Annotated in this window: 25 protein-coding genes, 1 pseudogene and 1 other annotated feature; of the genes and pseudogenes, 18 read left to right on the top strand and 8 right to left on the bottom strand. The window is 55.5% G+C overall.

Going from position 1 to position 25,825, the window contains the following annotated elements; genetic code table 11:
- Positions 1 to 192: 192 nt before the first annotated feature.
- Positions 193 to 265, top strand: a sequence feature (ROSE (Repression Of Heat Shock gene Expression) occurs in the 5'-region of heat shock genes and acts as an RNA thermometer to modulate expression.).
- The 3 genes from ibpA (at position 259) to ACLHV8_RS00085 (ending at position 3,068) form a co-directional block, all read left to right on the top strand.
- Positions 259 to 669, top strand: coding sequence for a small heat shock chaperone IbpA (ibpA, locus tag ACLHV8_RS00075; RefSeq protein WP_008500162.1), 411 nt, complete (start codon positions 259 to 261; stop codon positions 667 to 669). (Overlaps the previous feature by 7 nt.)
- 136 nt (positions 670 to 805) lie before the next feature.
- A complete protein-coding gene (gene ibpB, locus ACLHV8_RS00080) occupies positions 806 to 1,234 on the top strand; it encodes a small heat shock chaperone IbpB (protein WP_028017790.1) in 429 nt (142 codons plus the stop codon).
- A 172-nt stretch (positions 1,235 to 1,406) separates the two neighbouring features.
- The gene (locus tag ACLHV8_RS00085) at positions 1,407 to 3,068 is read left to right on the top strand and encodes a putative transporter (RefSeq protein WP_028017791.1); all 1,662 of its coding nucleotides are present in this window, start codon (positions 1,407 to 1,409) and stop codon (positions 3,066 to 3,068) included.
- Here ACLHV8_RS00085 and ACLHV8_RS00090 read toward each other — a convergent pair.
- A complete protein-coding gene (locus ACLHV8_RS00090; protein WP_208594872.1) occupies positions 3,036 to 3,782 on the bottom strand; it encodes a GntR family transcriptional regulator in 747 nt (248 codons plus the stop codon). The genes ACLHV8_RS00085 and ACLHV8_RS00090 overlap by 33 nt on opposite strands.
- A 222-nt stretch (positions 3,783 to 4,004) precedes the next feature.
- Between ACLHV8_RS00090 and ACLHV8_RS00095 the strand changes: the two genes are divergently transcribed.
- The 4 genes from ACLHV8_RS00095 (at position 4,005) to ACLHV8_RS00110 (ending at position 7,723) form a co-directional block, all read left to right on the top strand.
- Positions 4,005 to 5,627, top strand: coding sequence for an alpha-glucoside-specific PTS transporter subunit IIBC (locus tag ACLHV8_RS00095; protein ID WP_208594871.1), 1,623 nt, complete (start codon positions 4,005 to 4,007; stop codon positions 5,625 to 5,627).
- Positions 5,624 to 6,946: a 6-phospho-alpha-glucosidase gene (locus ACLHV8_RS00100; RefSeq protein WP_028017794.1), complete on the top strand. Its 1,323-nt coding sequence runs from the start codon at positions 5,624 to 5,626 to the stop codon at positions 6,944 to 6,946. Before ACLHV8_RS00095 ends, ACLHV8_RS00100 begins: the two co-directional genes overlap by 4 nt.
- 92 nt (positions 6,947 to 7,038) lie before the next feature.
- A complete protein-coding gene (locus ACLHV8_RS00105) occupies positions 7,039 to 7,386 on the top strand; it encodes a YidH family protein (protein WP_028017795.1) in 348 nt (115 codons plus the stop codon).
- Positions 7,376 to 7,723 carry a DUF202 domain-containing protein gene (locus tag ACLHV8_RS00110; RefSeq protein ID WP_028017796.1) on the top strand — a complete coding sequence of 116 codons (348 nt, stop codon included), beginning with the start codon at positions 7,376 to 7,378 and terminating at the stop codon, positions 7,721 to 7,723. The genes ACLHV8_RS00105 and ACLHV8_RS00110 overlap by 11 nt, the downstream gene beginning before the upstream one ends.
- Here the strand turns inward: ACLHV8_RS00110 and dsdA are convergent.
- Both dsdA and dsdX read right to left on the bottom strand, forming a co-directional pair.
- Positions 7,707 to 8,996 (bottom strand): D-serine ammonia-lyase, encoded by a 1,290-nt coding sequence (gene dsdA / locus ACLHV8_RS00115; protein ID WP_028017797.1) that lies wholly within the window; start codon positions 8,994 to 8,996, stop codon positions 7,707 to 7,709. The two genes, ACLHV8_RS00110 and dsdA, sit on opposite strands and share 17 nt — an antisense overlap.
- Before the next feature lie 17 nt (positions 8,997 to 9,013).
- Positions 9,014 to 10,351, bottom strand: coding sequence for a D-serine transporter DsdX (dsdX, locus tag ACLHV8_RS00120; RefSeq protein WP_208594870.1), 1,338 nt, complete (start codon positions 10,349 to 10,351; stop codon positions 9,014 to 9,016).
- Positions 10,352 to 10,555: 204 nt separating this feature from the next.
- Here dsdX and dsdC point away from each other — a divergent pair.
- Both dsdC and ACLHV8_RS00130 read left to right on the top strand, forming a co-directional pair.
- Positions 10,556 to 11,482, top strand: a pseudogene (gene dsdC, locus ACLHV8_RS00125) (DNA-binding transcriptional regulator DsdC).
- An 84-nt stretch (positions 11,483 to 11,566) separates the two neighbouring features.
- Complete coding sequence (locus ACLHV8_RS00130) at positions 11,567 to 12,643, top strand: cellulase family glycosylhydrolase (RefSeq protein WP_208594869.1); 1,077 nt, start codon at positions 11,567 to 11,569, stop codon at positions 12,641 to 12,643.
- Here ACLHV8_RS00130 and emrD read toward each other — a convergent pair.
- The 4 genes from emrD to tisB form a co-directional block, all read right to left on the bottom strand.
- Positions 12,546 to 13,730, bottom strand: coding sequence for a multidrug efflux MFS transporter EmrD (gene emrD, locus ACLHV8_RS00135; RefSeq protein WP_028017801.1), 1,185 nt, complete (start codon positions 13,728 to 13,730; stop codon positions 12,546 to 12,548). The two genes, ACLHV8_RS00130 and emrD, sit on opposite strands and share 98 nt — an antisense overlap.
- Before the next feature lie 175 nt (positions 13,731 to 13,905).
- Entirely contained in the window at positions 13,906 to 14,739 is an 834-nt protein-coding gene (locus ACLHV8_RS00140) for an EamA family transporter (RefSeq protein ID WP_108089294.1), read from the bottom strand.
- A gap of 62 nt (positions 14,740 to 14,801) precedes the next feature.
- Positions 14,802 to 15,248 (bottom strand): GNAT family N-acetyltransferase, encoded by a 447-nt coding sequence (locus ACLHV8_RS00145; protein WP_014881927.1) that lies wholly within the window; start codon positions 15,246 to 15,248, stop codon positions 14,802 to 14,804.
- A gap of 64 nt (positions 15,249 to 15,312) precedes the next feature.
- Positions 15,313 to 15,402, bottom strand: a complete 90-nt coding sequence (gene tisB / locus ACLHV8_RS00150; RefSeq protein ID WP_020684667.1) for a type I toxin-antitoxin system toxin TisB — start codon at positions 15,400 to 15,402, stop codon at positions 15,313 to 15,315.
- Positions 15,403 to 16,113: 711 nt separating this feature from the next.
- Between tisB and ACLHV8_RS00155 the strand changes: the two genes are divergently transcribed.
- From ACLHV8_RS00155 to uhpT, 9 genes are all read left to right on the top strand, one after another.
- Positions 16,114 to 16,827 (top strand): hypothetical protein, encoded by a 714-nt coding sequence (locus ACLHV8_RS00155; protein ID WP_129324372.1) that lies wholly within the window; start codon positions 16,114 to 16,116, stop codon positions 16,825 to 16,827.
- Positions 16,828 to 17,023: 196 nt separating this feature from the next.
- Positions 17,024 to 17,503, top strand: coding sequence for an Hcp family type VI secretion system effector (locus ACLHV8_RS00160; protein WP_129324371.1), 480 nt, complete (start codon positions 17,024 to 17,026; stop codon positions 17,501 to 17,503).
- Between the two features lie 107 nt (positions 17,504 to 17,610).
- On the top strand, positions 17,611 to 17,709 hold the full coding sequence (gene ivbL / locus ACLHV8_RS00165; protein WP_057979964.1) for an ilvB operon leader peptide IvbL: 99 nt from the start codon (positions 17,611 to 17,613) through the stop codon (positions 17,707 to 17,709).
- Between the two features lie 106 nt (positions 17,710 to 17,815).
- Positions 17,816 to 19,504, top strand: a complete 1,689-nt coding sequence (gene ilvB / locus ACLHV8_RS00170; protein ID WP_208595213.1) for an acetolactate synthase large subunit — start codon at positions 17,816 to 17,818, stop codon at positions 19,502 to 19,504.
- A gap of 3 nt (positions 19,505 to 19,507) precedes the next feature.
- A complete protein-coding gene (gene ilvN / locus ACLHV8_RS00175) occupies positions 19,508 to 19,795 on the top strand; it encodes an acetolactate synthase small subunit (protein WP_010426528.1) in 288 nt (95 codons plus the stop codon).
- Between the two features lie 77 nt (positions 19,796 to 19,872).
- Positions 19,873 to 20,466 (top strand): transcriptional regulator UhpA, encoded by a 594-nt coding sequence (gene uhpA / locus ACLHV8_RS00180; protein WP_028017804.1) that lies wholly within the window; start codon positions 19,873 to 19,875, stop codon positions 20,464 to 20,466.
- Positions 20,463 to 21,968, top strand: coding sequence for a signal transduction histidine-protein kinase/phosphatase UhpB (uhpB, locus tag ACLHV8_RS00185; RefSeq protein WP_208595214.1), 1,506 nt, complete (start codon positions 20,463 to 20,465; stop codon positions 21,966 to 21,968). Before uhpA ends, uhpB begins: the two co-directional genes overlap by 4 nt.
- Entirely contained in the window at positions 21,961 to 23,271 is a 1,311-nt protein-coding gene (locus tag ACLHV8_RS00190) for an MFS transporter (RefSeq protein ID WP_208595215.1), read from the top strand. Before uhpB ends, ACLHV8_RS00190 begins: the two co-directional genes overlap by 8 nt.
- A 142-nt stretch (positions 23,272 to 23,413) precedes the next feature.
- Positions 23,414 to 24,811, top strand: a complete 1,398-nt coding sequence (gene uhpT, locus ACLHV8_RS00195) for a hexose-6-phosphate:phosphate antiporter (protein ID WP_208595216.1) — start codon at positions 23,414 to 23,416, stop codon at positions 24,809 to 24,811.
- Between the two features lie 61 nt (positions 24,812 to 24,872).
- On the opposite strand, the gene ACLHV8_RS00200 is transcribed toward uhpT, so the two are convergent.
- Positions 24,873 to 25,673, bottom strand: a complete 801-nt coding sequence (locus ACLHV8_RS00200) for an MBL fold metallo-hydrolase (protein ID WP_128348490.1) — start codon at positions 25,671 to 25,673, stop codon at positions 24,873 to 24,875.
- Between the last annotated feature and the right edge of the window lie 152 nt (positions 25,674 to 25,825).

The raw sequence follows: 25,825 nt of genomic DNA on the forward strand, positions 1-25,825 counted from the left end.
CCTTAACCAAAATGGATAGCCCGATAACCCCGCACTGTGGCAGCCATCGCAATTTAACCCTTTGTGCTGTTGTCCCAGTCTAAGCGAGATGCACGAAAGTGCAAAAAAAAGTGCAGCTGTCGTGCTTGAAAAGCCCGGTTCAAGACCCATTTTAAGAATGTAACCACGAAAACGAACACGCCTGATGGGTGTTCGGGGTACTAAGGCCTGTCCATGGTGGAAGGCTACATTTTCTCGCTGATTTCAGGAGTTTTATTTATGCGTAACTTCGATCTTTCTCCGCTATACCGTTCTGCAATTGGTTTTGACCGCCTGTTTAACCATTTAGAAAATAACCAAAGCCAGAGCAACGGCTACCCTCCATACAATGTAGAGTTGGTTGACGAAAACCACTACCGCATCGCGATTGCTGTCGCCGGTTTTGCAGAAAACGAACTGGAGATCACCGCCCAGGACAACCTGCTGGTGGTGAAAGGTTCCCATACGGCCGAGCAGAAAGAACGTACCTACCTTTACCAGGGCATTGCCGAGCGCAACTTTGAACGTAAGTTCCAGTTAGCTGAGAACATTCACGTTAAAGGCGCGAACCTGGTCAACGGCCTGCTGTTTATCGAACTGGAACGTGTGATCCCGGAAGAGAAAAAACCGCGTCGTATCGAAATTAACTAATTATGCGGGTCGCCTAAGCGGCCCAACCAGAATTGCTTGCCGTAATGGGAGCATATGCGAATCCATCGGGATTTGCAGGAATAACTGCGCACAAAATTAAACTGTGCCGAACTCGCTTCTCAGAAGGAGATTTAGTATGCGTAACTACGATTTATCCCCCCTGCTGCGTCAGTGGATTGGTTTTGACAAACTGGCTAACGCCCTGCAAAGCACCACCGAGCAACAGACATTTCCGCCGTACAACATCGAAAAGAGCGATGATAACCACTATCGCATTACCCTGGCGCTGGCCGGTTTCCGTCAGGACGATTTGGATATCCAGCTTGAAGGTACGCGTCTGACCGTGAAGGGTACGCCGGAAAAACCAGAAACCGAGACCAAATGGTTACATCAGGGATTGGTCACTCAGCCGTTTAGCCTGAGCTTTACCCTGGCCGATCATATGGAAGTCTCCGGTGCGACTTTCACCAACGGGCTGTTGCATATCGACCTGACCCGTAATGTGCCGGAAGCTATCGCGCCACAGCGTATCGCCATTAGCGAGCGGCCTGCGTTAAACAGTTAACAAGCCCGCCGATCCTGTAGGTCGGGTAAGGCGTAGCCGCCACCCGACAATACTCACCAACTGCACAAAGCCCTGCCCCAGCAGGGCTTTTTTGTGCGCCATCGCCCATACAACTACGTCTGGCTCTGAGAGAATCCTCGTCATAACTAAGGTTATGCACAGGAAGTGGATCATGAGTGATATCGCGTTAACGGTTAGCGTGTTGGCCCTGGTCGCTGTAGTTGGACTGTGGATAGGTAATATCAAAATCCGTGGCGTCGGGTTTGGGATTGGCGGGGTTCTGTTTGGCGGAATTTTTGTCGGGCACTTTGCCGACAAACTCGGGCTGGTCCTCAGCGCCGAAATGCTCCACTTTATTCAGGAATTCGGTCTGATCCTCTTCGTTTATACCATCGGTATTCAGGTGGGGCCGGGCTTTTTTGCCTCACTTCGGGTTTCCGGATTACGGCTTAACCTGTTTGCTCTCGGCATTGTGGTGATGGGCGGGCTGGTTACCGCTATTCTGCATAAAGTCTTTGATATCCCGCTGCCTGTGGTGTTGGGTATCTTCTCCGGGGCGGTGACCAACACACCGGCACTCGGTGCAGGGCAGCAAATTCTGCGCGATTTGGGTATCGAACCCGGTATTGTCGACCAGATGGGGATGAGCTACGCCATGGCCTATCCGTTTGGGATTTGCGGCATTCTGCTCTCCATGTGGCTGGTACGCGTCCTGTTCCGGATTAACGTCGACAAAGAGGCGAAGGACCACGAAACCACCCTCACTAACGGCCATATGCCGATCAAAACCATCAATATTCGGGTTGATAACCCCAATCTGAACAACATGGCGATTCAGGATGTGCCGATCCTGAACAGCGCCAATATCATCTGCTCCCGCCTTAAGCGTGACGATATGCTGATGGTGCCCGCGCCCGGCACCGTCATTCAGCAAGGCGATTTGCTGCATCTGGTCGGCCAGCCAGGGGATTTAAACAACGCGCGGCTGGTGATTGGTCAGGAAGTGGATACGTCGCTCTCAACCCGTGGCACCGATATGCGCGTGGAACGTGTGGTGGTGACTAACGAGCACGTTCTGGGCAAGAAAATACGCGATCTGCAGGTAAAAGAGCGCTACGACGTGGTGATCTCCCGTCTTAACCGTGCGGGTGTCGAGTTAGTCGCCAGCCCAGAGGCTAGCCTGCAGTTCGGCGATATCCTTAATCTGGTCGGGCGTCCGTCGTCTATTGATGCTGTGGCGGATATGGTCGGCAACGCCCAGCAAAAACTGCAGCAGGTGCAGATGCTGCCCGTGTTTATCGGTATCGGGCTTGGCGTGCTGCTGGGCTCCATTCCGCTGTACGTGCCGGGTTTCCCGGTTGCGCTGAAGCTGGGCCTGGCGGGCGGGCCGCTGATTATGGCGCTCATCCTTGGTCGTATCGGCTGCATCGGTAAGCTCTACTGGTTTATGCCACCGAGCGCCAACCTGGCGCTGCGCGAGCTCGGCATCGTGCTGTTCCTGGCCGTTGTCGGCCTGAAATCCGGCGGTGATTTTGTCGATACCCTGGTCAAGGGCGAAGGGATGAGTTGGGTCGGCTACGGGATATTTATCACGGCGATCCCGCTGCTGACGGTGGGCATTCTGGCGCGGATGTTCGCCAAAATGAACTATCTGACGCTGTGCGGTATGCTGGCGGGCTCCATGACGGACCCTCCCGCGCTAGCCTTTGCCAATAACCTGCACGCCACCAGCGGTGCGGCGGCATTGTCCTATGCCACGGTATACCCGCTGGTCATGTTCCTGCGCATCATCACCCCGCAGCTACTGGCGGTGCTGTTCTGGGGGATGAGCTAGTAATTCGTCCGGGTGGATGCGCCGCAGATGGTAGTCCACCTGGTAATCGCTGGTATTACGGAACATCACGGAATAATTGAGGAACTCGCCGCTGTCGCTGTATGAGAGAGACGTAATTCGCAGCAGCGGCGTTTGTTCCGGCAGGTTCAGGTAACCGGCCAGCTGTTTATCTGCCAGCACTGGCGTCAGGCTCTCGTAGTTGCCGCTGATGGTGATCCCGCACTCCTTCTCGATGTAATCAAACTTCGACCCTTCAAGATGCGCCAGCGACAGATTGCGAAACAGCTTCACGGGCATAAAGCTGTCCTCCAGCATCAGGGGTTTCCCCTCCACGAAACGCACGCGACGCGAAAAGTAGATCCGTTCATCCACCTGTATCCGCAGCTGGCTGGCGATGGCGGGCGGTGCGGGCATGACTTCGAACTGCAACACCTTGCTCTGCACCTCTTTCCCCTGCTGACGCAGCACCTCCACCAGCCCGGTCAGGTTAGTGGTTTCATGGTGGACATCTTTACGCGATACAAACGTCCCGCTGCCGTGGCGCCGCTCCACCAGCCCCCAACTGACCAGCAGGTCCAGTGCCTTTCGAATGGTCATCCGCGCCACGCCGAATTCCTGTGCCAACGTCTTTTCACCAGGAAGCGGGCTGCCGATGTTGTAGTCCGACGAATTCAGCCGCAGCCGTAATCTGTCGGCAATAGATTTGTAGATCACCAGTAGACCTCTCTGCCCTTTTCTGGCGGTGGATTGCGTCCTGACATGTCCATATTTATAACGAAAAGTAGACCTGACTGGTCAAAATAAAACCATGAATGCGATCACGAATCGCAGCGGCACGCCATGTTCGCGCATCAGTAAGTTCTTATGCTCACCTCAGGCCAGCAAAAAACCATAAAGGCCTCTACCCCCTACAGGTTGTTACGTGAGGATTTAAAAATGCTCAGTCAAATACAACGTTTTGGCGGTGCCATGTTTACCCCGGTGTTGCTGTTTCCGTTCGCCGGGATCGTGGTGGGAATTGCCATCATGCTTCGCAACCCGCTGTTTGTGGGCGAGGCTTTAACCGCTCCGGATAATCTTTTCGCGCAGATCGTTCACATCATTGAAGAGGGCGGCTGGGCGGTGTTTCGTAATATGCCGCTGATTTTTGCCGTCGGCCTGCCGATTGGTCTGGCGAAGCAGGCGCAGGGCCGCGCCTGTCTGGCGGTGCTGATTAGCTTCCTGACCTGGAACTACTTTATCAATGCGATGGGGATGACCTGGGGTCATTTCTTTGGCGTCGATTTCTCCGCAGAGCCCATGGCGGGAAGCGGGCTGGCGATGATTGCGGGTATCAAAACGCTGGATACCAGCATTATTGGGGCGATTGTGATTTCGGGCATCGTCACCGCGATCCATAACCGCTATTTCGACAAGCCGCTGCCGGTTTTTCTGGGGATTTTCCAGGGTACGTCGTTCGTCGTTATCCTCGCATTCTTCGTTATGATCCCCTGCGCCTGGCTGACGCTGCTGGGTTGGCCGAAAGTGCAAATGGGCATTGAGTCTCTGCAGGCCTTCTTACATTCTGCTGGTGCATTGGGTGTCTGGGTTTATACCTTCCTGGAACGCATTCTGATCCCAACCGGATTGCATCACTTTGTCTACGGTCCGTTTATTTTCGGCCCTGCGGCAGTGGAAGGCGGGATTCAGGTCTACTGGGCGCAGCATCTGCAGGAGTTCAGCCAGAGCACGCTGCCGCTGAAAACCCTGTTCCCGGAAGGCGGTTTCGCACTGCACGGTAACTCCAAAGTGTTTGGCTCTGTCGGGATTGCGCTGGCGCTGTGGTACACCGCGTCGCCGGAAAACCGCGTCAAGGTAGCGGGGTTGCTGATCCCGGCCACGCTCACCGCCGTACTGGTGGGGATTACCGAGCCACTCGAATTCACCTTCCTGTTTATTTCGCCGCTGCTGTTTGCCGTCCACGCCGTACTGGCCGCGACGATGGCAACGGTGATGTACATCTTTGGCGTGGTAGGGAATATGGGCGGCGGCATGCTGGACCAGTTCCTGCCGCAAAACTGGATCCCAATGTTCCATAACCACGCCTCAATGATGTTCACCCAAATCGGTATCGGCGTCTGCTTTACCGGGATCTACTTCGTGGTCTTCAAAACGCTGATTGAGCGTCTGAACCTCAAAACACCTGGCCGGGAAGAGAGTGAAATCAAACTCTACAGCAAGGCTGACTATAAGGCCGCGCGCGAGCAAACCACCGCCCCGGCGGCGGCCAGCCAGCAGGTTGGACAAGCTGCCGGATTCTTACAGGCACTCGGCGGTGCGGCCAATATCGAAAGCATTAACAACTGCGCCACCCGCTTACGTATCGCGCTGGTGGATATGGCGAAAACCCAAAGTGATGACGTCTTCAAAGCCCTGGGCGCACACGGTGTCGTCCGGCGCGGCAACGGCATTCAGGTGATTGTCGGCCTGCACGTTCCTCAGGTGCGCGACCAGCTGGAATCGCTGATGAAAACCCCTTTAACGAATGAACAAACCACCCTGACAGAGGCTATATCATGAAAAAATTCTCAGTTGTCATTGCAGGCGGCGGCAGCACCTTTACGCCTGGTATCGTCCTGATGCTGTTAGCCAACCGCGACCGTTTCCCGCTGCGCGCGCTGAAGTTCTATGACAACGACGGCGCACGTCAGGAGACTATCGCCGAAGCGTGCAAAATCATCCTTAAAGAACAGGCTCCGGAAATTGAATTTAGCTACACCACCGATCCAAAAGCCGCCTTTACCGATGTCGATTTCGTGATGGCGCATATCCGCGTGGGCAAATACCCGATGCGTGAAAAAGACGAGAAAATCCCATTGCGTCACGGCGTGCTGGGTCAGGAAACCTGCGGCCCGGGTGGGATCTCTTACGGCATGCGCTCTATCGGCGGCGTGCTGGAACTGGTGGATTATATGGAGCAGTACTCCCCGAACGCCTGGATGCTGAACTACTCCAACCCGGCGGCGATTGTGGCGGAAGCTACCCGCCGTCTTCGTCCGAATGCCAAAATCCTCAATATCTGCGATATGCCGATCGGCATTGAAGGGCGCATGGCGCAGATTGTTGGCCTGAAGGACCGCAAAGAGATGCGGGTTCGCTACTACGGGTTGAACCACTTCGGCTGGTGGACGTCGATTGAAGATCTGAACGGCAACGATCTGATGCCGAAACTGCGCGAATACGTTGCGAAAAACGGCTATGTCCCGCCTTCGGAAGATGCGCATACCGAAGCGAGCTGGAACGATACCTTTGCCAAAGCAAAAGACGTGCAGGCGCTGGATCCGGACACCATGCCGAACACCTACCTAAAATATTATCTGTTCCCGGACTACGTGGTCGCGCACTCCAACCCGGAACGCACCCGCGCCAATGAGGTGATGGATCACCGCGAGAAGCACGTGTTCAGCTCTTGCCGGGCGATTATCGAAGCCGGTAACTCCGCCGCCGGTGAGCTGGAAATCGACGAACATGCGTCGTACATCGTCGATCTGGCGACGGCAATTGCCTTCAACACCCAGGAGCGCATGTTGCTGATTGTGCCAAACAACGGGGCTATCCATAACTTTGATGCCGACGCGATGGTGGAAATTCCGTGCCTGGTGGGCCACAACGGGCCGGAACCACTGACCGTGGGCGATATTCCGCACTTCCAGAAAGGATTGATGAGCCAGCAGGTGGCGGTGGAAAAACTGGTGGTGGATGCCTGGGAACAACGCTCATACCAGAAACTCTGGCAGGCGATTACCCTGTCGAAAACCGTGCCGAGCGCCTCCGTTGCGAAAGCCATTCTGGATGACCTGATCGAGGCCAATAAGGGTTACTGGCCAGAGCTGCATTAACCTTTCCGACCGGCATCGCCCGATGCCGGTCTCCTTGTCCTTGTCGATTTACGCTATGCTGAAGCCTGTCTCTGGCACGACAAGGAACCTTCATGAAAATTTCCCGCCTCGGTGAAGCGCCGGACTATCGCTTCTCTCTGGCTAATGAACGCACATTTCTGGCGTGGATCCGCACCGCGCTGGGCTTTCTTGCCGCAGGGGTGGGTCTCGATCAACTCGCGCCTGATTTTGCCACACCGTTGATTCGCGAGGTGCTGGCGTTGCTGCTGTGCCTGTTCGCGGGGGTACTGGCGATTTACGGCTACCTGCGCTGGCTGCGCAATGAGAAGGCGATGCGTCTGAAGCAGGATCTGCCCTATACGCGCGGGTTACTCATCATCAGTACGATCCTGCTGACGGTGGCGGGGGTGATTATGGTGCTGGTGTTCTATGGCGGATAGCCGCAAAGCGCGACGCGAAGCGGACCCCGGCCTGCAGCCGGAGCGGACGTCACTCGCCTGGCTGCGCACGCTGCTGGGGTATGGCGCGCTGATTGCCCTGGCGATTAAGCACAACTGGCACCGTACAGGGGTGCCATTTTGGATCTCACTGGTTGTGCTGGCGTTGGTGGCACTCATTTTATGGCGCTATACCCGCAGCCGTAACCTGATGGATGTGTCGCAGGACGATTTTGTACAGCCGAAGGCGGTGCGGGATAAATTCCTGATCGCCCTGGCTGTACTGTCCCTGTCACTGCTGTTTGCGGTAACCCACCTACAGGCTATTTTTTCCCTTTAGCCAGATATTTCGCCATCTCGTCTTCCGGTACCATTCCGCCGCCGGTCGCCCAGACCAGGTGGGTGACGTTCGCACCGGCATCCACGCGCACCGGCCCGGCCATGCCTGCCAGCGCCGACGGTTCCAGGCGGATCCCTTCCTCCTGCGCCAGCCAGCCGAGCATGTCGTACATGCTCTGATCGGAAAGCGTATAGAACCCGTCAAGCAGGCGTTCCATCGCGCGGCCCACGAAGCCGGACGCCCGTCCTACGGCCAGACCGTCCGCCGCCGTCACGTTATCAATGCCCAGATCCTGCACCGCGATTTCATCGTGCAGGCCGGTGTAGACGCCCAGCAGCATGCACGGCGAATGCGTTGGCTCCGCGAAGAAGCAATGAACGTTATCGCCAAAAGCCAGCTTCAGGCCAAACGCCACACCGCCAGGACCGCCGCCGACGCCGCATGGCAGGTATACATACAGCGGATGTTCTGCATCCACTACGCGTCCCTGGGCAGCAAACTGTGCCTTAAGGCGCTCGCCTGCCACCGCATAGCCCAGGAACAGGGTGCGGGAGTTTTCATCGTCAATGAAGAAGCAGTTCGGATCGCTTTCTGCCGCTTTGCGCCCCTGTTCCACCGCCACGCCGTAATCCTGCTCATACTCCACGACGATCACGCCGTGGCTGCGCAGTTTGGCTTTCTTCCACTCGCGGGCGTCGGCGGACATATGCACCGTCACCTTAAAGCCGATGCGTGCGCTCATAATGCCGATAGACATCCCCAGGTTGCCGGTTGAGCCTACCGCAATGCTGTACTGGCTGAAGAAGTCCTTAAAGCGCGGCTCCAGCAGGATGCTGTAGTCGTCTTCAATGCTCAGCAATCCGGCTTCCAGCGCCAGTTTTTCGGCGTGGGTCAGTACTTCATAGATGCCGCCGCGCGCTTTGATGGAGCCAGAGATCGGCAGATGGCTGTCTTTTTTCAGCAGCAGGGTGCCAGGAATGTTTGTAGCAAATTCCTTCTCCAGCCGTTTTTGCATTGCCGGAATGGCAACCAGTTCAGATTCGATGATGCCATTGGTCGCCGCCGTTTCCGGGAATGCTTTCGCCAGATACGGCGCGAAGCGGTTGAGACGAGCATGCGCGTCGTCCACGTCGGCTTTGGTCAGCCCGACGTAAGGCAATCCTTCTGCCAGCGTGGTAGTGCGCGGGTTAAGCCAGGTGGTTTCTTTCAGGGCAATCAGATCCTCAACCAGAGGAAACTGTGCGGTTAAAGTAGTGATAGTTGCGTTTTCCATAATACGTCTCTTCGCGCTCAGATAATGAAAGAAAGCAGGAATGTGCCGCCAAGTGCAAGCACCGAGGCGATAAACGTCGCCGTCGTATAGTATTTGAAGGTCTCATTCAGGGTCGCGCCGCAGTACTGCTTCACCAGCCAGAAGAGAGAATCCGTGACGATCGTGCAGCCAATGGCGCCGGAACCGATGGCAATAGTAATGATCTCCGGGCTGACGTTCGGATAGAGTGGCAGCATCGGTGCAACAATCGCGGTGGCGCCCATCATCGCCACCGTAGCCGAACCCACGGCGGCATGCAGAACCAGCGCCACCAGCCAGGCGAGCAGGATAGGGTGCATGTGCAGGTTCGAGAGAATATGCGCCAGCGTATCCGCCAGCCCGCTGGTTTTCAGGATGGCGTTAAACGCCCCGCCTGCGCCGATAATCAGCAAAATGTTGGCGATAGAGCCAAAACCGTGCTCGGTATGGGTCAGCATTGCGCCCATGCTCATATGCTGGCGGATCCCCAGCAGGTAGTAGGCGACAAACACGGCGATAAACATCGCGGTGATCGGGTTGCCGATAAACTCCAGCAGCGTATACAGCGTGCCGTCTTTCGCCATATTTAACTCAGCGATGGTTTTCACCAGCATCAGGGCAATCGGCAGCAGCACCGTGAACAGCGTCGCACCCAGCGATGGCAGCGTATGCTCTTCCCGCACTTTCAGGTCTGAAAATTCCGCCGGAACCGGTTTAAACGGCAGACGGTTGCCAAGCAGTTTCAGGAACAGCGGGCCGCCGATCAGCGAGGCCATCAGGCCCACCAGCAGACCGTAGACGATAACCGTTCCGACGTCCGCACCTAATTTATTGGTGACAAACAGCGCCGCAGGATGGGGAGGCACCACGCAGTGCACCGCCATCAATGCGGTACAGAGCGGAATGGCAAGTTTGAGCAGTGAGGTGTGGGTCTTTTTGGCAATGGAAAATGCCAGCGGTATCAGCAGCACCACGCCCACTTCCACAAACAGCGTGATCCCGCAAATCATCCCCACGAGCACCATAATCACGTCTGCTGACAGCCAGCGGCAGCGCTGCAACGCGATCCCGATGCGCTCTGCCGCCCCGGAGACTTCCATCATCTTGCCAAGAATAGTGCCAAGGCCGATTACTGCCGCCAGGAAGCCCAGCGTACCGCCAATCCCGCTCTCAATGGCGTTCACCATATCCAGCGGGCTCATCCCCATCATCGCGCCGACGAAAAAGCTCGCCAGCAGCAGCGCGAGGAACGGGTGAAACTTCAGTTTTACGATGGTTAAAACAATCAACACGATGCTGACAAGCAGCGTTGCCACAACCCAGACCTGAGATCCCATATCTCACCTCACCCTTATGTCATCTACGGGTATTGGACGAAAAAACGGCTTGGGCTGACAAACGATATAAATTGGCTTTCAGATGAGCCAGATTGGATCAACTGAGTGACTAAACTCTAAAAAGCGCACTAAATTCGTATTAGGTTCACATAAATTCATCTTTGAACGGTATGCTGAACATGAAAATAAGGCGTGAGAATTGTGATGAACGATGTGAATGAAGCCCGAAACCGGCTGTTAAACGGCTGGCAGCTGTCGAAAATGTACACCTTTGAGGTGGCTGCCCGGCACGAGTCCTTCGCGCTGGCTGCGGAAGAGTTGTCGCTCAGCCCCAGCGCGGTGAGTCACCGCATCAACCTGCTGGAAGAGGAGTTGGGCATTCAGCTGTTTGTCCGCTCGCACCGTAAAGTCGAGCTGACGCAGGAGGGAAAACGCGTTTACTGGACGCTAAAATCTTCACTCGACACCCTGAACCAGGAGATCCTGGACATCAAAAACCAGGCGCTGTCCGGTACGCTGACGGTCTACTCCCGACCGTCGATTGCCCAGTGCTGGCTGGTCCCCATGCTGGGGGATTTTACCCGTCGCTACCCGTCTATTTCTCTCACCATCCTGACCGGCAACGATTACGTCAATATGCAGCGAACGGGCGTCGATCTGGCGCTGTATTTTGACGATACGCCGCCAAACCACCTTTCTCATCACTTCCTGATGGATGAAGAGATCTTGCCCGTCTGCTCACCGCAGTATGCCCGCGAGCATGAACTGCTGAAAAACCCCGATAACCTCAGCCACTGCACGCTGCTGCACGACCGTCAGGCCTGGAGCAATGATTCCGGTACGGATGAGTGGCTTAGCTGGGCGCAGCACTTTGCGATGAATATGCCGCCATCCTAGGGCATTGGTTTCGATCGTTCCGATTTAGCGATTATCGCGGCCATCAACCACGTCGGCGTCGCGATGGGCAGAAAGCGGCTGGTGCAGAAACGGCTGGAACGAGGCGAGCTGATTGCCCCGTTTGGTGACAAGACCCTGAAATGTCATCAGCACTACTATATTTCGACGCTTTCTGGCCGTCAGTGGCCGAAAATTGACGCCTTTATCGGCTGGCTGAGAGAGCTGGCAGGTTGAAGAATTATTACGCTTTCGCTCTACACCAAATGTGAAAAAGCGTGCTAAATACAGGTAATGCTTTCGATTTATCCAGGGTAAACCGTGTTAAAGCCTTTTATTGCCTCTGCATTACTGATCTCTTCCGGCTGGGCGATTGCCGCTGAGCCGCCGCTGACGGCCGCCCTTTATGCGCAGCAGCTGGGCGTCGGGATGGATGTGGACTGGGCGCGCACCGAGCGCGGCATACGTGAATTCGACCCGCTGGTGGTACGCGATTTTCGAGCAAAAGGCATTACCCACGTGCGCATCCGCGTCGCCGATGAGCCTACGGAAGCGCGGCTGATCCACCTGCGCAAGCTGGTGGAAGCCTGCGAGCAGTATGGCGTGATCCCGATAGTCGCGTATCAGGCGGATGAATATAAAAACGACCCGAAAGCCGATAACGAGAAAGAGACGGTCAACTGGTGGATTGCCGTGGCGCACTATTTCGGTCAGAGCTACCCTCTGCTGGGTTTTGACCTCATCTATGAGCCGGCCGACAAGCTCAACCACAACCTTGCATCGTTAAACCGCGTCTATGAAAAGACCATTAAAGCGATCCACGACATTGACCCGCAGCGAATGATCTTCATTGCGCCGCGTCTGCGTGCCGCGCCGGAGGATTTATCCAGCCTGAAGCTGCCCGCGCACAGCCAAAACTACCTGCTGGCGGAGTGGCACATTTTCCCGTGGGGGCCGCTGAAAAATAGCGGTAAATATCCATGGACTTCCGGGACGGCGGCAGAGAAAGCGGCAATCCATAACCGCATCACTACCGCGCAGCACTGGCAGCAAAAAACCGGGCACGTTAGCTGGGTCGGGGGTTGGGGCGTTGGGGAATCAAGCCGTTTCACCCCAACCGCTTCGCAAATGGCCTTTGCCACCTTTATGGCCTGCGAGCTGCAAAAGGCGAAAATCCCGTATGCGCTTAACGCGGATTTCCAGTTTTACGACGGGGAGGAGGGGGCCTGGCGACCCGCACCAGAACCGTTGCTGCAGGCGATGATCGCCCCTGTCTGTGAAAAGCCGGGCCATCATGCGGTTAAACCGGTTGCTCGTGATGCGGGACACGCGACGCCAGCGGCAGCCAGCACAGTAAAATCAGCAGTCCCATCAGCGTCATCAGCAAACCCAAACTAGCCTGACCGGTCTGCGGCATCATAGCGGAGAGCCAGGCCAGCGCGCCGGAACCGATATTCTGCAAACCGCCCACCAGCGCCCCCGCAGTGCCTGCAAGGAACGGGAACGGCTCCATCGCGCCGCTGGTGGCGAGCGGGAACAGCATCCCCGCACCGAAGAAGAACAGTGCCGCCGGGATCAGCAACGTCCAGACGGTCATCACGCCGAACAGCCCCGGAACCCACATCATTACGCCTGCCAGCAGGCAGCTAATGACCGATTGCCACATCAACGTCGAGAAACGTTTGTTGGGACGTCCGGCAAACCAGGCACCGAAGAACGCCGCAGGAATAGGCAGAATAAACAGAATACTGACCACCATGCTGCTCAGGCCAAGCCCTGCGCCCAGGAGTACACCTGAGCAGGCTTCGAACACCGCAATACCCGCGAGGCCACCGATCAGCATCAGCAGGTAACAGGTAAACGCTCCGTTACCGAATAGCGTTTTATAGCTGGCGATAAGCTTCGTACGCGGTGCGTCTTGCGGGCGCGTTTCCGGCATCCAGCGCGCCATGCTAAAAGTGACGATCATGCACAGCACCAGCAGGAAAGCGTAACAGGCCCGCCAGGACCACATCGTGTCCAGCAGGCCGCCAATCAGCGGGGCCAGCAGCGGGCTGACCAGAATTCCCATGTTCAACAAACTGTTAGCATGGCGAAGCTGAGTGCCCTGATACATATCCCTCGGTAAGGTACGCGCCATCACCCCGCCGACGCCGGTGCCGACACCCTGCAGGGCGCTGGCGGCAATCAACACGGTCAGGTTGTGGGTGGTCATCGCGATCGTCGTGGCGACCATGAAAATAGACATACCGACTAAAATCACCGGGCGGCGGCCGATACGGTCAGAGAGCGGCCCATAGAACAACTGCGAAACGCCATAGGTCAGCAGGTAGGCTGCCATCACGCTTTGTACTGCACCCTCACGGACGTTAAGTTCCTTTGCCATGTCGGCAATCGCCGGAATGTAGATGGTTTGTGCCATCTGACCGACGGCCACCAGTAACACCAGCATCAACAATAAGTTAACGTTCCTTTGTTTTTTCATGTCGCTGAATACTTTTGCCAAAAGAGAGAAATGAAGAATAAGTGACTGCGCATTCCCATAAATGCGCGAGGAATCTACCACAGTGAGATGACAATTTAAGCATTGTCGTGGTGAATGAAAAAACCGGTAAAGGCAGGATTTGTAAACAAGATCGGCAACTAATGTTGCCAGTGGATTACGCCAGGCGTAGCAAGATAGCCCCGCCGGCAATACCCAGCGCAGCAGCGATGCGCAGGCCGGCAACCTTCTCTTTCAAAAGCACAAAAGCAATTAACGCACCGAAGAGAATTGAGGTTTCACGTAGCGCGGCGACAACCGCAAGCGGAGCCTGAGTCATCGCCCATAATGCCAGGCCATACGATCCCATCGTCCCGACACCGCCGAGCAGCCCTTTTTTCCAGTGCAGACCCAGGTAACGAGAGGCTTCGCGTCGTCTCGCGACCATCGCCCAGCACAGCAGACAGAAGCCATTCATAAAGAAGGTCCAGAGCGTATAACCCAGTGCAGAGTCGGATAAACGTACGCCCGTGCCGTCCACCAGCGTATACCCGGCGATAAAACATGCGTTGAGTAGCGCCAGCCATATCCCTTTGCGCGACCGCATACGGCCATTCATCGCCATGGCCAGAATTGACAGGCAGATCACGCCGATACCGGACCATGCGAGCCATGAGAGGCTATCCCCGAGCACCAGCACGCTGATCAGCGCCACCAGCAACGGGGCTGTCCCGCGCATCAATGGATAGGTCTGGCTCATGTCTGAGACCTGATACGTCTTCGCCACCAGTACGGTATACACCACCTGTAAGGCACAGGAGACAATCAAAAACGGCCAGCTTTCTGCAGAAGGCTGTGGGGAAAACGGCAGTAAGACCAGAGCGATAACCGTGGCGGAGCCGCTGACGCTAATCGCGGAATAGAGCTTGTCCGTTCCGGCTTTGACGATGGCGTTCCAGCTGGCATGCAGCAGTGCGGCGAAGAGCAAAATGCAGAAAACGGTGATGGTCATGGGGTATCGGCTGATGAATTGTCACTCAACTGTAACATTCACACCCTGATGCTGCCAGCCGGTTACACCGCACAAAAAAGGCGGTGCGTCACCCGTGGTTCGTCCGAGACCAGCGTAAAACCCGCCCGGCGATAGAACCCGTAAGCGGTGTCAGGCGCGTGGGTATTGAGAAAATCAAACCAGATGCTGGCATCGGCCATCACCACGGTCAAAAGCTGTTTGCCAATGCCCAGCCCACGGCATTTCTCGCTGACATAGAGGTGGCGAATGCGCCCGGCACGCGGCTGCTGGCTGAAGGGATCGCGGTTGAGGCCGCACACGCCTACCAGTTTGCCGTTGAGAAACGCCCCCAGTAGCTTTTCACCCGGCGCGTTAAAGCGGTTTTCACCCCGCTGCCAGTTCTCTTCCAGCCTGCGCAGCATGTTGAAATTCAGTGCGATACTTTCCGCCTTCAGGGCGATGTAGCCCGGCTCATCCGGGGTGACGGGCTCAATTAACAGACGCGACATAGCATTCCCTCGTTATTAAAGAGGGGCGGTTGCCCGCCCCTCTCAGGTGCGACTTGAACCTGAATCACCGAAGGTATTTCAGGACAGCATCAAGCAGTTGCAGTACAGCAACAATGAGTTTGAGGATAAGTATCACCATATCCACTACGCTCATACGCGTCTCCTTTTGGTAAAAAGGAGCACGATGCTGGCGTACCTTTCCGCCGCCTGTTGCCAGCACCTGGATTGACGTAACACAGTGTGCTCACTTCAGGGGTTAAGGCACTGACGGCACCACCCGTTTCAGCCAGGACTTTGTTGCGCCGGTAGAACAGCGGCCCCCTCGCTCACTGCGAACACCCTCAGTATAGATAAATACTGTATGTATGAACAGTATTTTATGGACAAAATTAGGAAGACGATCCATACTCAAAAACGTCAAAATCCGTGCCGGAATTGCGCGTTCTCCTGCGATCGCGTATACTTTTTGCGTTGACGTAACACAGTGTGTTCTGCGGCGACCAACCGCAAACCCTGATAAAAACCTCGCTTAGGCGGGGTTTTTTGTTTTTTGGGCTGCCCGCAAGATTGGATGTCTGTTAACTTATTGGCAATGAATGATGACGTACGTGGCAGGAACACGTTATACATTAATGTTTCATCTAATAAGTCTTAAATATATATCATCTATGTATTTAATATAATTATAAGATACAAAAAACCTCTCCCCATTAGGCTATTCAACTTTTGTCACTCATAGCCGCAATTAATAACTGTGGATTTTTTATTTTTAACGTGAATGTGTATTTAAATTAATCCAATTTATTTGAATTGCACGCTTTTCCAACGTATATTCCAACAACCATGTAAATTGTATGGATACATTATGCAGGCATCTGATTACTTGAAGATGAAGTTCCAGAGTGACAGGCAGTTGGCTATTTATGGACAACAAGGCGTAGCAGGGACATGGAGGGCGTTAAAGGGGATCGGTTCTGATATTTATTCAGGAATGGAGCGTGTAAGTTGGTATTCATCATGCTTAATCCCCAGCTATCATGATGTATGCGATGAACTTCTCTCAGAAGAAAAGAGGATGTACCTCTCAATTGTGTCTCTTTATCGTTACCGCGATGTAATAGCACACATGCTCTATCTTTATTTTGAAAGTGTTATTACCGATTCTGAAAATGGAAATGAACAAAATCGCGTTCGTAAGATGGATTCAAAAGTAACCGGGCTTGTTAACAACATACCGATAAGCAAGACCACGCGTTTAGCGATAGCATGGGGGCTGGCCAAATCCCTTTCTGAATCTGGCCTGCTCTCTGAAATCGTCGTCGAACGGCTTGCACGCCGTGTACCAAACGTTGTCATGGCGCTTCAGCTAATTGGAACAGAACAGAAGTGCGCTCTTGCTGCCCGTCGCCTGAAAACGTTGGATCCTAAGTATTATGCGACCCTGTATACCGCACAGCTGGAGATGCTTTACTACTTTTTTGAGCCTTTCCTGTCGGAACTCATTAAGAAGATGCAAATGGGATTCTATAAGGATTTCGATGCAATTTATAACGACCTAAAGGACAAGGCGCATGTTTAAGAGTCTGCTATCAATTCTATTTTCAGATATTTTATTCCCCGTTTATATTTTTGCGTGCGCCTCTTTGTTCCTGTGGCTGGTGCCTGACCACTGGGTATTACTAACATTCATTTCTATCGTTGCATTTATTATTGTTCATCCGATAATCTTCGGCCGCTTTGATAAGTACGATTGAGTTTTATAAAAAGGAGTTTTTATGTCAAATCCAGCTTATTTATTTCTAACAGATGAAAATGGTTCTCCGATGGTTGGTTCTTGCCTTGTGTCAGGGCGAGAAGGCGCAATTGAACTCAAATCGTTCACTCATAATGTCAACATTCCAGTCGACGGGAATACCGGGAAATTGACGGGCACGCGCATACACATGCCCGTCATGTTTCAGAAGGAATTTGATCGTATAACCCCGTTTTTATTTCGGGCTCTGAGTACGGGGAGAACGCTCCAGTCAGCGATCATTAAGATGTATCTAATTAATGAGGCTGGTGTAGAACAGGAGTATTTTAATATCATCCTGGAGAGTGTGAAAATAACCTCAATCACACCAGACCTGTATCCGGGTGCAAACACCGGGACACACCTTGAAACGGTTCTCATGCGTTATGAGAAAATCACCTGGAAGCATTGCGACGGCAATGTCATCTATAGTGACTCCTGGAATGAGCGAGCAACGTACTGAAACGTGATCCATGACGCATTTTTGCGCAGATGAAAATATTTCCATTGTCACGCCAGAAAACCTGTGTTTGTATAAATTCCATCAATGATTCCAAACACAGGTCCCCAATGACTTCATCCATCTTCACTTCGACCCTACTAAAAACTGCGCAACCAGCCGCAGTGGTCGTCGTGCGTGTGGTGGTGGTCGTCGGCAATGCGCCGTAGGGACTGGATCAACACACGAATCCAAAACCCCGCCGGCGCAAACCGGGCGGGGTTTTTCGTTTAAGAGCCTCCCCGGAAAGTCGGCCCAGAAGAAAAGGACTGGAGCATGGCAAGTTCGGGCACAACATCCACCAAGAAGCGTTTTACTGGCGCGCAGTTAATCGTTCATTTACTGGAACGACAGGGCATCACCACGGTTGCGGGTATCCCTGGCGGGACGGTACTGCCGTTGTATGATGCGTTAAGCCAAAACACGCAGATCCGCCACGTACTGGCGCGTCACGAGCAGGGGGCGGGATTTATCGCCCAGGGCATGGCGCGTACGCAGGGCAAACCGGCGGTCTGTATGGCCTGTAGCGGCCCCGGGGCGACCAACCTGGTGACCGCCATTGCCGATGCGCGTCTCGACTCCATCCCGCTGATCTGCATTACCGGTCAGGTACCATCCTCAATGATTGGTACTGATGCGTTCCAGGAAGTGGATACCTACGGCATCTCTATCCCCATCACCAAACATAACTATTTAGTTCGCGATATCGCCGAGCTTCCTCAGGTTATCAGCGATGCGTTCCGCATTGCGCAGTCCGGCCGTCCAGGCCCGGTGTGGATAGACATTCCTAAGGATGTCCAGACCGCAGAGATCGAGATCGACGTACTGCCTGAGCCGGGCGGCCGTGCCCCTGCCCCGGAATTCAGCGCTGAAAGCGTACGTGACGCCGCAGCCATGATTAACGCCGCCAAACGCCCGGTGCTCTATCTGGGCGGCGGGGCGATTAATGCCTCTGACGCGGTGCGTGAGCTGGCAGAGAAAGCCAACCTGCCCACCACTATGACGCTGATGGCGCTTGGTATGCTCCCGAAAGCGCACCCGCTGTCACTGGGGATGCTGGGGATGCACGGTGCGCGCAGCACCAACTACATTCTGCAAGAGGCTGATTTGCTGATTGTTCTCGGCGCACGTTTTGATGACCGGGCGATCGGCAAAACCGAGCAGTTCTGTCCGAATGCCAAAATCATTCACGTGGATATCGATCGCGCCGAGCTGGGTAAAATTAAACAGCCGCACGTCGCGATTCAGGGTGACGTTGCCGAGGTACTGGCACAGCTGATCCCGCAAACTGAGGCGACCGGGCGTGAAGAGTGGCGTCAGCTGGTAGCCGACCTGCAACAGGAATTCCCTGGTGCAATCCCAACGGAAGGCGACCCGCTCAGCCACTACGGGCTGATTAACGCCGTGGCTGCCTGTGTGGACGACAGCGCGATCATCACCACCGACGTAGGCCAGCATCAGATGTGGACCGCGCAGGCCTACCCGCTGAACCGTCCGCGCCAGTGGCTGACCTCCGGCGGCCTCGGGACCATGGGCTTTGGCCTGCCTGCGGCAGTGGGCGCGGCGCTGGCTAACCCGGACCGTAAGGTTATCTGTTTCTCCGGCGACGGCAGCCTGATGATGAACATTCAGGAAATGGCGACCGCGGCCGAAAACCAGTTAGACGTCAAAATCATCCTGATGAACAACGAAGCGCTGGGGCTGGTGCATCAGCAGCAGAGCCTGTTCTATAAGCAGGGCGTGTTTGCCGCGACCTATCCCGGTATGATCAACTTTATGCAGATTGCCGCCGGCTTTGGCCTGCATACCTGCGATTTGAACGCTGAAGAGGATGCCCACGCGGCATTGCAGGAAGCGATTTCACGCCCGGGCCCGGCGCTGATCCACGTGCGTATTGACCCTGAACAAAAAGTGTATCCGATGGTGCCGCCGGGTGCGGCAAATACTGAGATGGTGGGGGAATAAGCCATGCAGAAACAACATGATAACGTCATTCTGGAACTCACCGTCCGCAACCACCCTGGCGTCATGACGCACGTCTGTGGGCTATTCGCCCGTCGCGCGTTTAACGTTGAAGGCATTCTCTGTCTGCCGATTCAGGGCAGCGAGCACAGCCGCATCTGGCTGCTGGTCAACGACGATCAGCGCCTGGAACAGATGATGGCGCAGATCGATAAGCTGGAAGATGTCACCAAAGTGGCGCGCAACCAGTCCGATCCCACCATGTTTAATAAAATTGCGGTGTTCTTCGAATAAATCGCTCATTGCTTGAACACCCACGCGCTTATCGTTAAGGTAAGCGCGTTTTTTTATCTGCTCGCCAGGAACGCGCCATGACGACCATCGCTCTTATCGACGACCACCTTATCGTCCGCTCCGGATTTGCTCAGCTTTTGAACCTTGAACCTGATTTTCAGGTCGTCGCAGAGTTCGGCTCCGGGCGCGAGGCGCTGGCGGGTTTACCCGGACGTGGGGTGCAGGTCTGTATTTGTGACATCTCAATGCCGGATCTCTCCGGACTGGAACTGCTGAGTCAGTTACCGAAGGGAATGGCGATCATTATGCTTTCGGTCCATGACAGCCCGGCGCTGGTGGAGCAGGCGCTCAATGCGGGGGCGCGCGGGTTCCTTTCAAAACGCTGTAGCCCGGACGAACTGATCGCCGCCGTGCGCACCGTCTCTACCGGCGGCTGCTACCTGACGCCGGATATCGCCATCAAGCTGGCCGCCGGGCGACAAGATCCGCTAACCAAACGCGAGCGTCAGGTGGCGGAGAAGCTCGCTCAGGGGATGTCGGTGAAAGAGATTGCCGCTGAGCTGGATCTGTCGCCGAAAACGGTTCACGTTCACCGCGCCAACCTGATGGAAAAACTCAACGTCAGCAACGACGTCGAGCTGGCGCGCCGCATGTTTGATAGCTGGCAATGAGCCCCGTGCTTTCGCGGCTGATCGCCGTCGTCGCCAGCTTTTTTATCTTCTCTGCAGCCTGGTTTTGCCTGTGGAGCATCAGCCTGCATCTGGTGGAGCGCCCGGAACTGGCAGTACTGCTGTTCCCGTTCGGCCTGCGTCTGGGGTTAATGCTGCAGTGCCCGCGTGGCTACTGGCCCGTTTTGCTGGGCGCAGAATGGCTGATGCTGGTCTGGCTGGCGCAGGAAGTGGCGCTGGCGCATCTGCCCTTATTGATTACCGGAAGCCTGCTCACGCTTCTCCCTGTTGCCCTTATTTCCCGCTACCGCCACCAGCGCGACTGGCGCACGCTGTTGCGTCAGGGGGCGGCGCTGATTGCCGCCGCGCTGCTGCAATCTCTCCCGTGGGTCGGCGAGAAAGAGATGCTCAACGCTCTGCTACTGACCCTTACCGGCGGCCTGACGCTCGCGCCAACCTGTCTGGTGATCTGGCATTACCTCACCAGTACCGTCTGGCAGCCGCTCGGTCCGGCACTGGTCTCGCAGCCCGTGAACTGGCGCGCACGGCACCTCATCTGGTATCTGCTGCTGTTTGTGGTAAGCCTGTGGCTGCAGCTTGGTCTGCCCGCTGAGCTCTCGCGTTTTACTCCGTTTTGTCTTGCCCTGCCGATTATTGCGCTTGCGTGGCACTACGGCTGGCAAGGGGCGCTTATCGCCACCCTGATGAACGCCATTGCACTGATAGCCAGCCAGACCTGGCACGATCATCCGGTAGATTTACTCCTCTCCCTGCTGGCGCAAAGCCTGACCGGGCTGCTGCTCGGGGCGGGCATTCAACGGTTGCGTGAACTGAACCAGTCTTTGCAAACCGAGCTGGCGCGCAACCGTCGTCTGGCCGAACGCCTGCTGGAAACCGAAGAGAGCGTACGGCAGGAGGTCGCGCGCGAACTGCACGATGACATCGGCCAGACCATTACCGCCATCCGCACGCAGGCGGGCATCGTTCAGCGTCTGGCGGCGGAAAACGCCGGCGTGAAGCAGGGTGGGGCGCATATCGAACAGCTCTCGCTGGGTGTGTATGACTCGGTAAGGCGTTTGCTCGGAAGGTTACGTCCACGCCAGCTGGATGATTTGTCTCTGGAGCAGGCGGTGCGATCGCTCATGCGCGAGATGGAGCTGGAAAGTCGCGGGATTGTCAGCCATCTCGACTGGCGGATTGAAGAATCGCTGCTGAGTGAAGGCCAGCGTGTGACGCTGTTTCGGGTGTGTCAGGAAGGGCTGAATAATATTGTGAAGCACGCCAATGCCAGCGCGGTAACGTTGCAGGCCTGGCAGCAGGACGAGCGTCTGATGCTGGTAATTGAAGATGACGGCTGCGGCCTGCCGCCGGGCTCCGGCCAGCAGGGATTTGGTCTGGCGGGGATGCGCGAGCGTGTGAAGGCGCTGGGCGGCACGCTGAATATCTCCTGCACCCATGGAACGCGCGTCTGCGTCAGTTTGCCGCTGAGGAGTTACCATGTTTAAAGCCCCGGCTAATGCCACCCCGATCGGCGATAAAAATGAAATTGACGCCCGCTATCGTTACTGGCGTCGCCATATTCTGATCACCATCTGGCTCGGCTATGCTCTGTTCTACTTCACCCGCAAAAGCTTCAACGCCGCCGCACCGGAGATCCTCGCCAGCGGCGTGATGGCCCGCACCGATATCGGCCTGCTGGCGACGCTGTTTTACATTACTTATGGCCTGTCGAAGTTCTTCTCCGGCATCGTCAGCGACCGCTCCAACGCCCGCTATTTTATGGGCTTCGGGCTGATTGCCACGGGAGTGGTGAATATCCTGTTTGGTTTTTCCACCTCGCTGTGGGCTTTTGCGCTGCTGTGGGCGCTGAACGCCTTTTTCCAGGGCTGGGGCGCGCCGGTTTGTGCCCGATTACTTACCACCTGGTACTCGCGCAACGAGCGTGGCGGCTGGTGGGCAGTCTGGAACACCGCGCATAACGTGGGTGGTGCGCTGATCCCCATCGTCGTCGGCGCAGCGGCGCTGCATTACGGCTGGCGTGCAGGCATGATGATTGCGGGCGGGTTAGCGATTATCGCCGGGTTGTTCCTCTGCTGGCGTTTGCGCGACAGGCCGCAGACCGTAGGACTTCCCGCGGTGGGTGACTGGCGTCATGATGAGATGGAAATTGCCCAGCAGCAGGAAGGGGCGGGGTTAACCCGCAAAGAAATCCTCACCAAATACGTGCTGAAGAACCCCTATATCTGGCTGCTGTCGCTCTGTTACGTGCTGGTCTACGTGGTGCGCGCGGCGATCAACGACTGGGGTAATTTGTACATGTCCGAGACGCTTGGCGTGGATCTGGTGACGGCCAACTCGGCGGTGACCATGTTTGAACTGGGTGGGTTTATCGGCGCGCTGGTGGCGGGCTGGGGATCGGACAAGCTGTTCAACGGCAACCGTGGCCCGATGAATCTCATTTTTGCTGCCGGGATTTTGCTCTCGGTTGGCTCGCTGTGGCTGATGCCGTTTGCCAGCTACGTGATGCAGGCGGCGTGCTTCTTCACCACCGGTTTCTTTGTGTTTGGTCCGCAGATGCTGATCGGCATGGCGGCGGCGGAGTGCTCGCACAAAGAGGCGGCCGGTGCGGCGACGGGCTTTGTCGGGCTGTTTGCCTACCTCGGCGCATCGCTCTCCGGCTGGCCGCTGGCGCGGGTCATCGACATCTGGCACTGGAGCGGCTTCTTTGCGGTGATCGCCATCGCGGCGGGGATTTCTGCTCTGCTGCTGTTACCATTTTTGCACGCCCAGGTACCGCGCGAAGCGTGATACGTCTCACCTTTTCGCCCCGAATGGGGCAAAACTAGGAAATATTCCCGGTTTCACCTGGACGCTGTCTCAGGCGTCTCTCCCGGCTGATTTTTACAATGCCTGCCATTCGCAGGTATAAAAATCAGCTCAGGAGCAAACCATGCTGGCCTTCTTAAACCAGGTGCGCAAGCCGACCCTGGATCTGCCGCTCGACGTGCGGCGTAAAATGTGGTTCAAACCGTTCATGCAGTCCTACCTGGTGGTCTTTATTGGCTACCTGACCATGTACCTGATCCGCAAAAACTTTAACATCGCGCAGAACGACATGATCTCCACCTACGGGCTGAGCATGACGCAGCTGGGGATGATTGGCCTGGGCTTCTCCATCACCTACGGCGTGGGTAAAACGCTGGTTTCCTATTACGCTGACGGCAAAAACACCAAGCAGTTCCTGCCGTTTATGCTGATCCTCTCCGCCATCTGTATGCTCGGCTTTAGCGCCAGCATGGGCGCGGGCTCGGTTAGCCTGTTCCTGATGATCGCCTTCTACGCCCTGAGCGGTTTCTTCCAGAGTACCGGCGGGTCCTGCAGCTATTCCACCATCACCAAATGGACGCCACGTCGCAAGCGTGGTTCGTATCTTGGCATGTGGAACATCTCCCACAACCTCGGTGGTGCGGGGGCGGCAGGCGTGGCGCTGTTCGGTGCCAACTATCTGTTCGACGGCCATGTGATCGGCATGTTTATCTTCCCGTCTATTATCGCCCTGATCGTCGGTTTTATCGGTCTGCGCTTCGGCAGCGATTCCCCGGAATCTTATGGCCTCGGCAAAGCTGAAGAGCTGTTTGGCGAGGAGATCAGCGAAGAGGATAAAGAGACCGAAGAAAACGAGATGACCAAATGGCAGATCTTTGTTGAGTACGTGCTGAAAAACAAAGTGATCTGGCTGCTCTGCTTCTCGAACATCTTCCTGTACGTGGTGCGTATCGGTATCGACCAGTGGTCAACCGTGTATGCCTTCCAGGAGCTGAAGCTCTCTAAAGAGGTCGCGATTCAGGGCTTTACCCTGTTCGAAGTGGGCGCGCTGGTCGGCACGCTGCTGTGGGGCTGGCTCTCGGATCTCGCCAATGGCCGTCGCGCGCTGGTGGCCTGCATCGCGCTGGCGCTGATTATCGCCACCTTGGGCGTTTACCAGCATGCCAGCAACCAGTATGTGTACCTGGCGTCACTGTTTGCGCTCGGCTTCCTGGTGTTTGGTCCACAGCTGCTGATCGGCGTGGCCGCCGTTGGTTTCGTACCTAAAAAAGCGATCGGCGCTGCCGATGGGATTAAGGGCACCTTCGCCTATCTGATTGGTGATAGCTTCGCCAAGCTCGGTCTGGGGATGATCGCCGACGGCACGCCAATTTTCGGCCTCACCGGCTGGGCTGGCACCTTCGCCGCGCTGGATGCGGCAGCGATCGGCTGTATCGTCCTGATGGCGATGGTCGCGGTGCTGGAAGAACGTAAAATTCGCCGCGAAAACCACGCGCAGAAGCAGAAATTGAAAGCAGCCTGAGTGTGCAGGTGACTTCTTTGCCCGGCTGACCGCCGGGCTTTTTTATTAACTGAGTTAAGACCTACCCCAAAACAAAAATATCCCCTGTTGACGGGGTGACTGTGCCGGGCAACCACAAATTGCCCCATTTACCCGTACAGTGGCAGCCCATTATTTTGTCCGGTTTTAGGCCGTGTAGAAACTGCCTGACTGCCCAGAGCTTACGAGGTGATGCACTGCGAAGATGGAAACCACCGAAAATTGCATGGATGTGATTGATGCCAGTTATGCTCTGGCAGTGACGCACAATATCCATCAGACCCCGGTGACCGCAGCCGATAAAAATGATCAGTCCAAGGTCAGATTTATAAATCAGAGCCCCTTCATCTTTTACATAGTCCGCATTCGCTTTTTTTCTGCCGATAACACCGTATGCGTGCGGTTTGGCGACAGGAATCTCCCCTGACCACATAAAACGCTTTCCAATCTGAAGCGGGGTACTGCTGTATTCCATGCGATAGCGTGAATAATCATTATTCAGCGACAATTTTTTTAGTCTGGCGGTATACCCTAAAAAAGGTATTGCCGAGTAGCGCTCGCAGGCCACGTGGGGATGGCATACGATCCGGCAATTATCCGGTAACCACGGAACGCCGCCGCAATGGTCATAGTGCCCGTGAGAAAGTACCGCTGCGGTCAGGCGGGTCAAATCGATGCCCATTAGAGCAGCGTTATACAGGAAGCTATCATCAGGACCGGTATCAAACAGAATGGAATCATTTTCATCCTGTATAAACAGGCTAAGTCCTGCTTTGGCCCGCAGTAAGTTTTTACCGCCGGGGTTAGCCCGATTCTCCAGCAGGACACTGATTGTTATGGACATGTTCGCTCTTTCCCTGAAGTGATTATTTGTTACCGCCAGGCATTGACCATACACTGTGGATATACAATCGTCCCAATAAAAACCAAAGTGGCTTTCCTGCCCTTTTTCCAGCGCTTTTCAGTTCACTATTATGGTTCTGCCCGCTTTTGACG

The sequence above is a fragment of the Enterobacter sp. CPE_E863 genome, assembly GCF_046521465.1.
Taxonomy (GTDB): domain Bacteria; phylum Pseudomonadota; class Gammaproteobacteria; order Enterobacterales; family Enterobacteriaceae; genus Enterobacter; species Enterobacter adelaidei.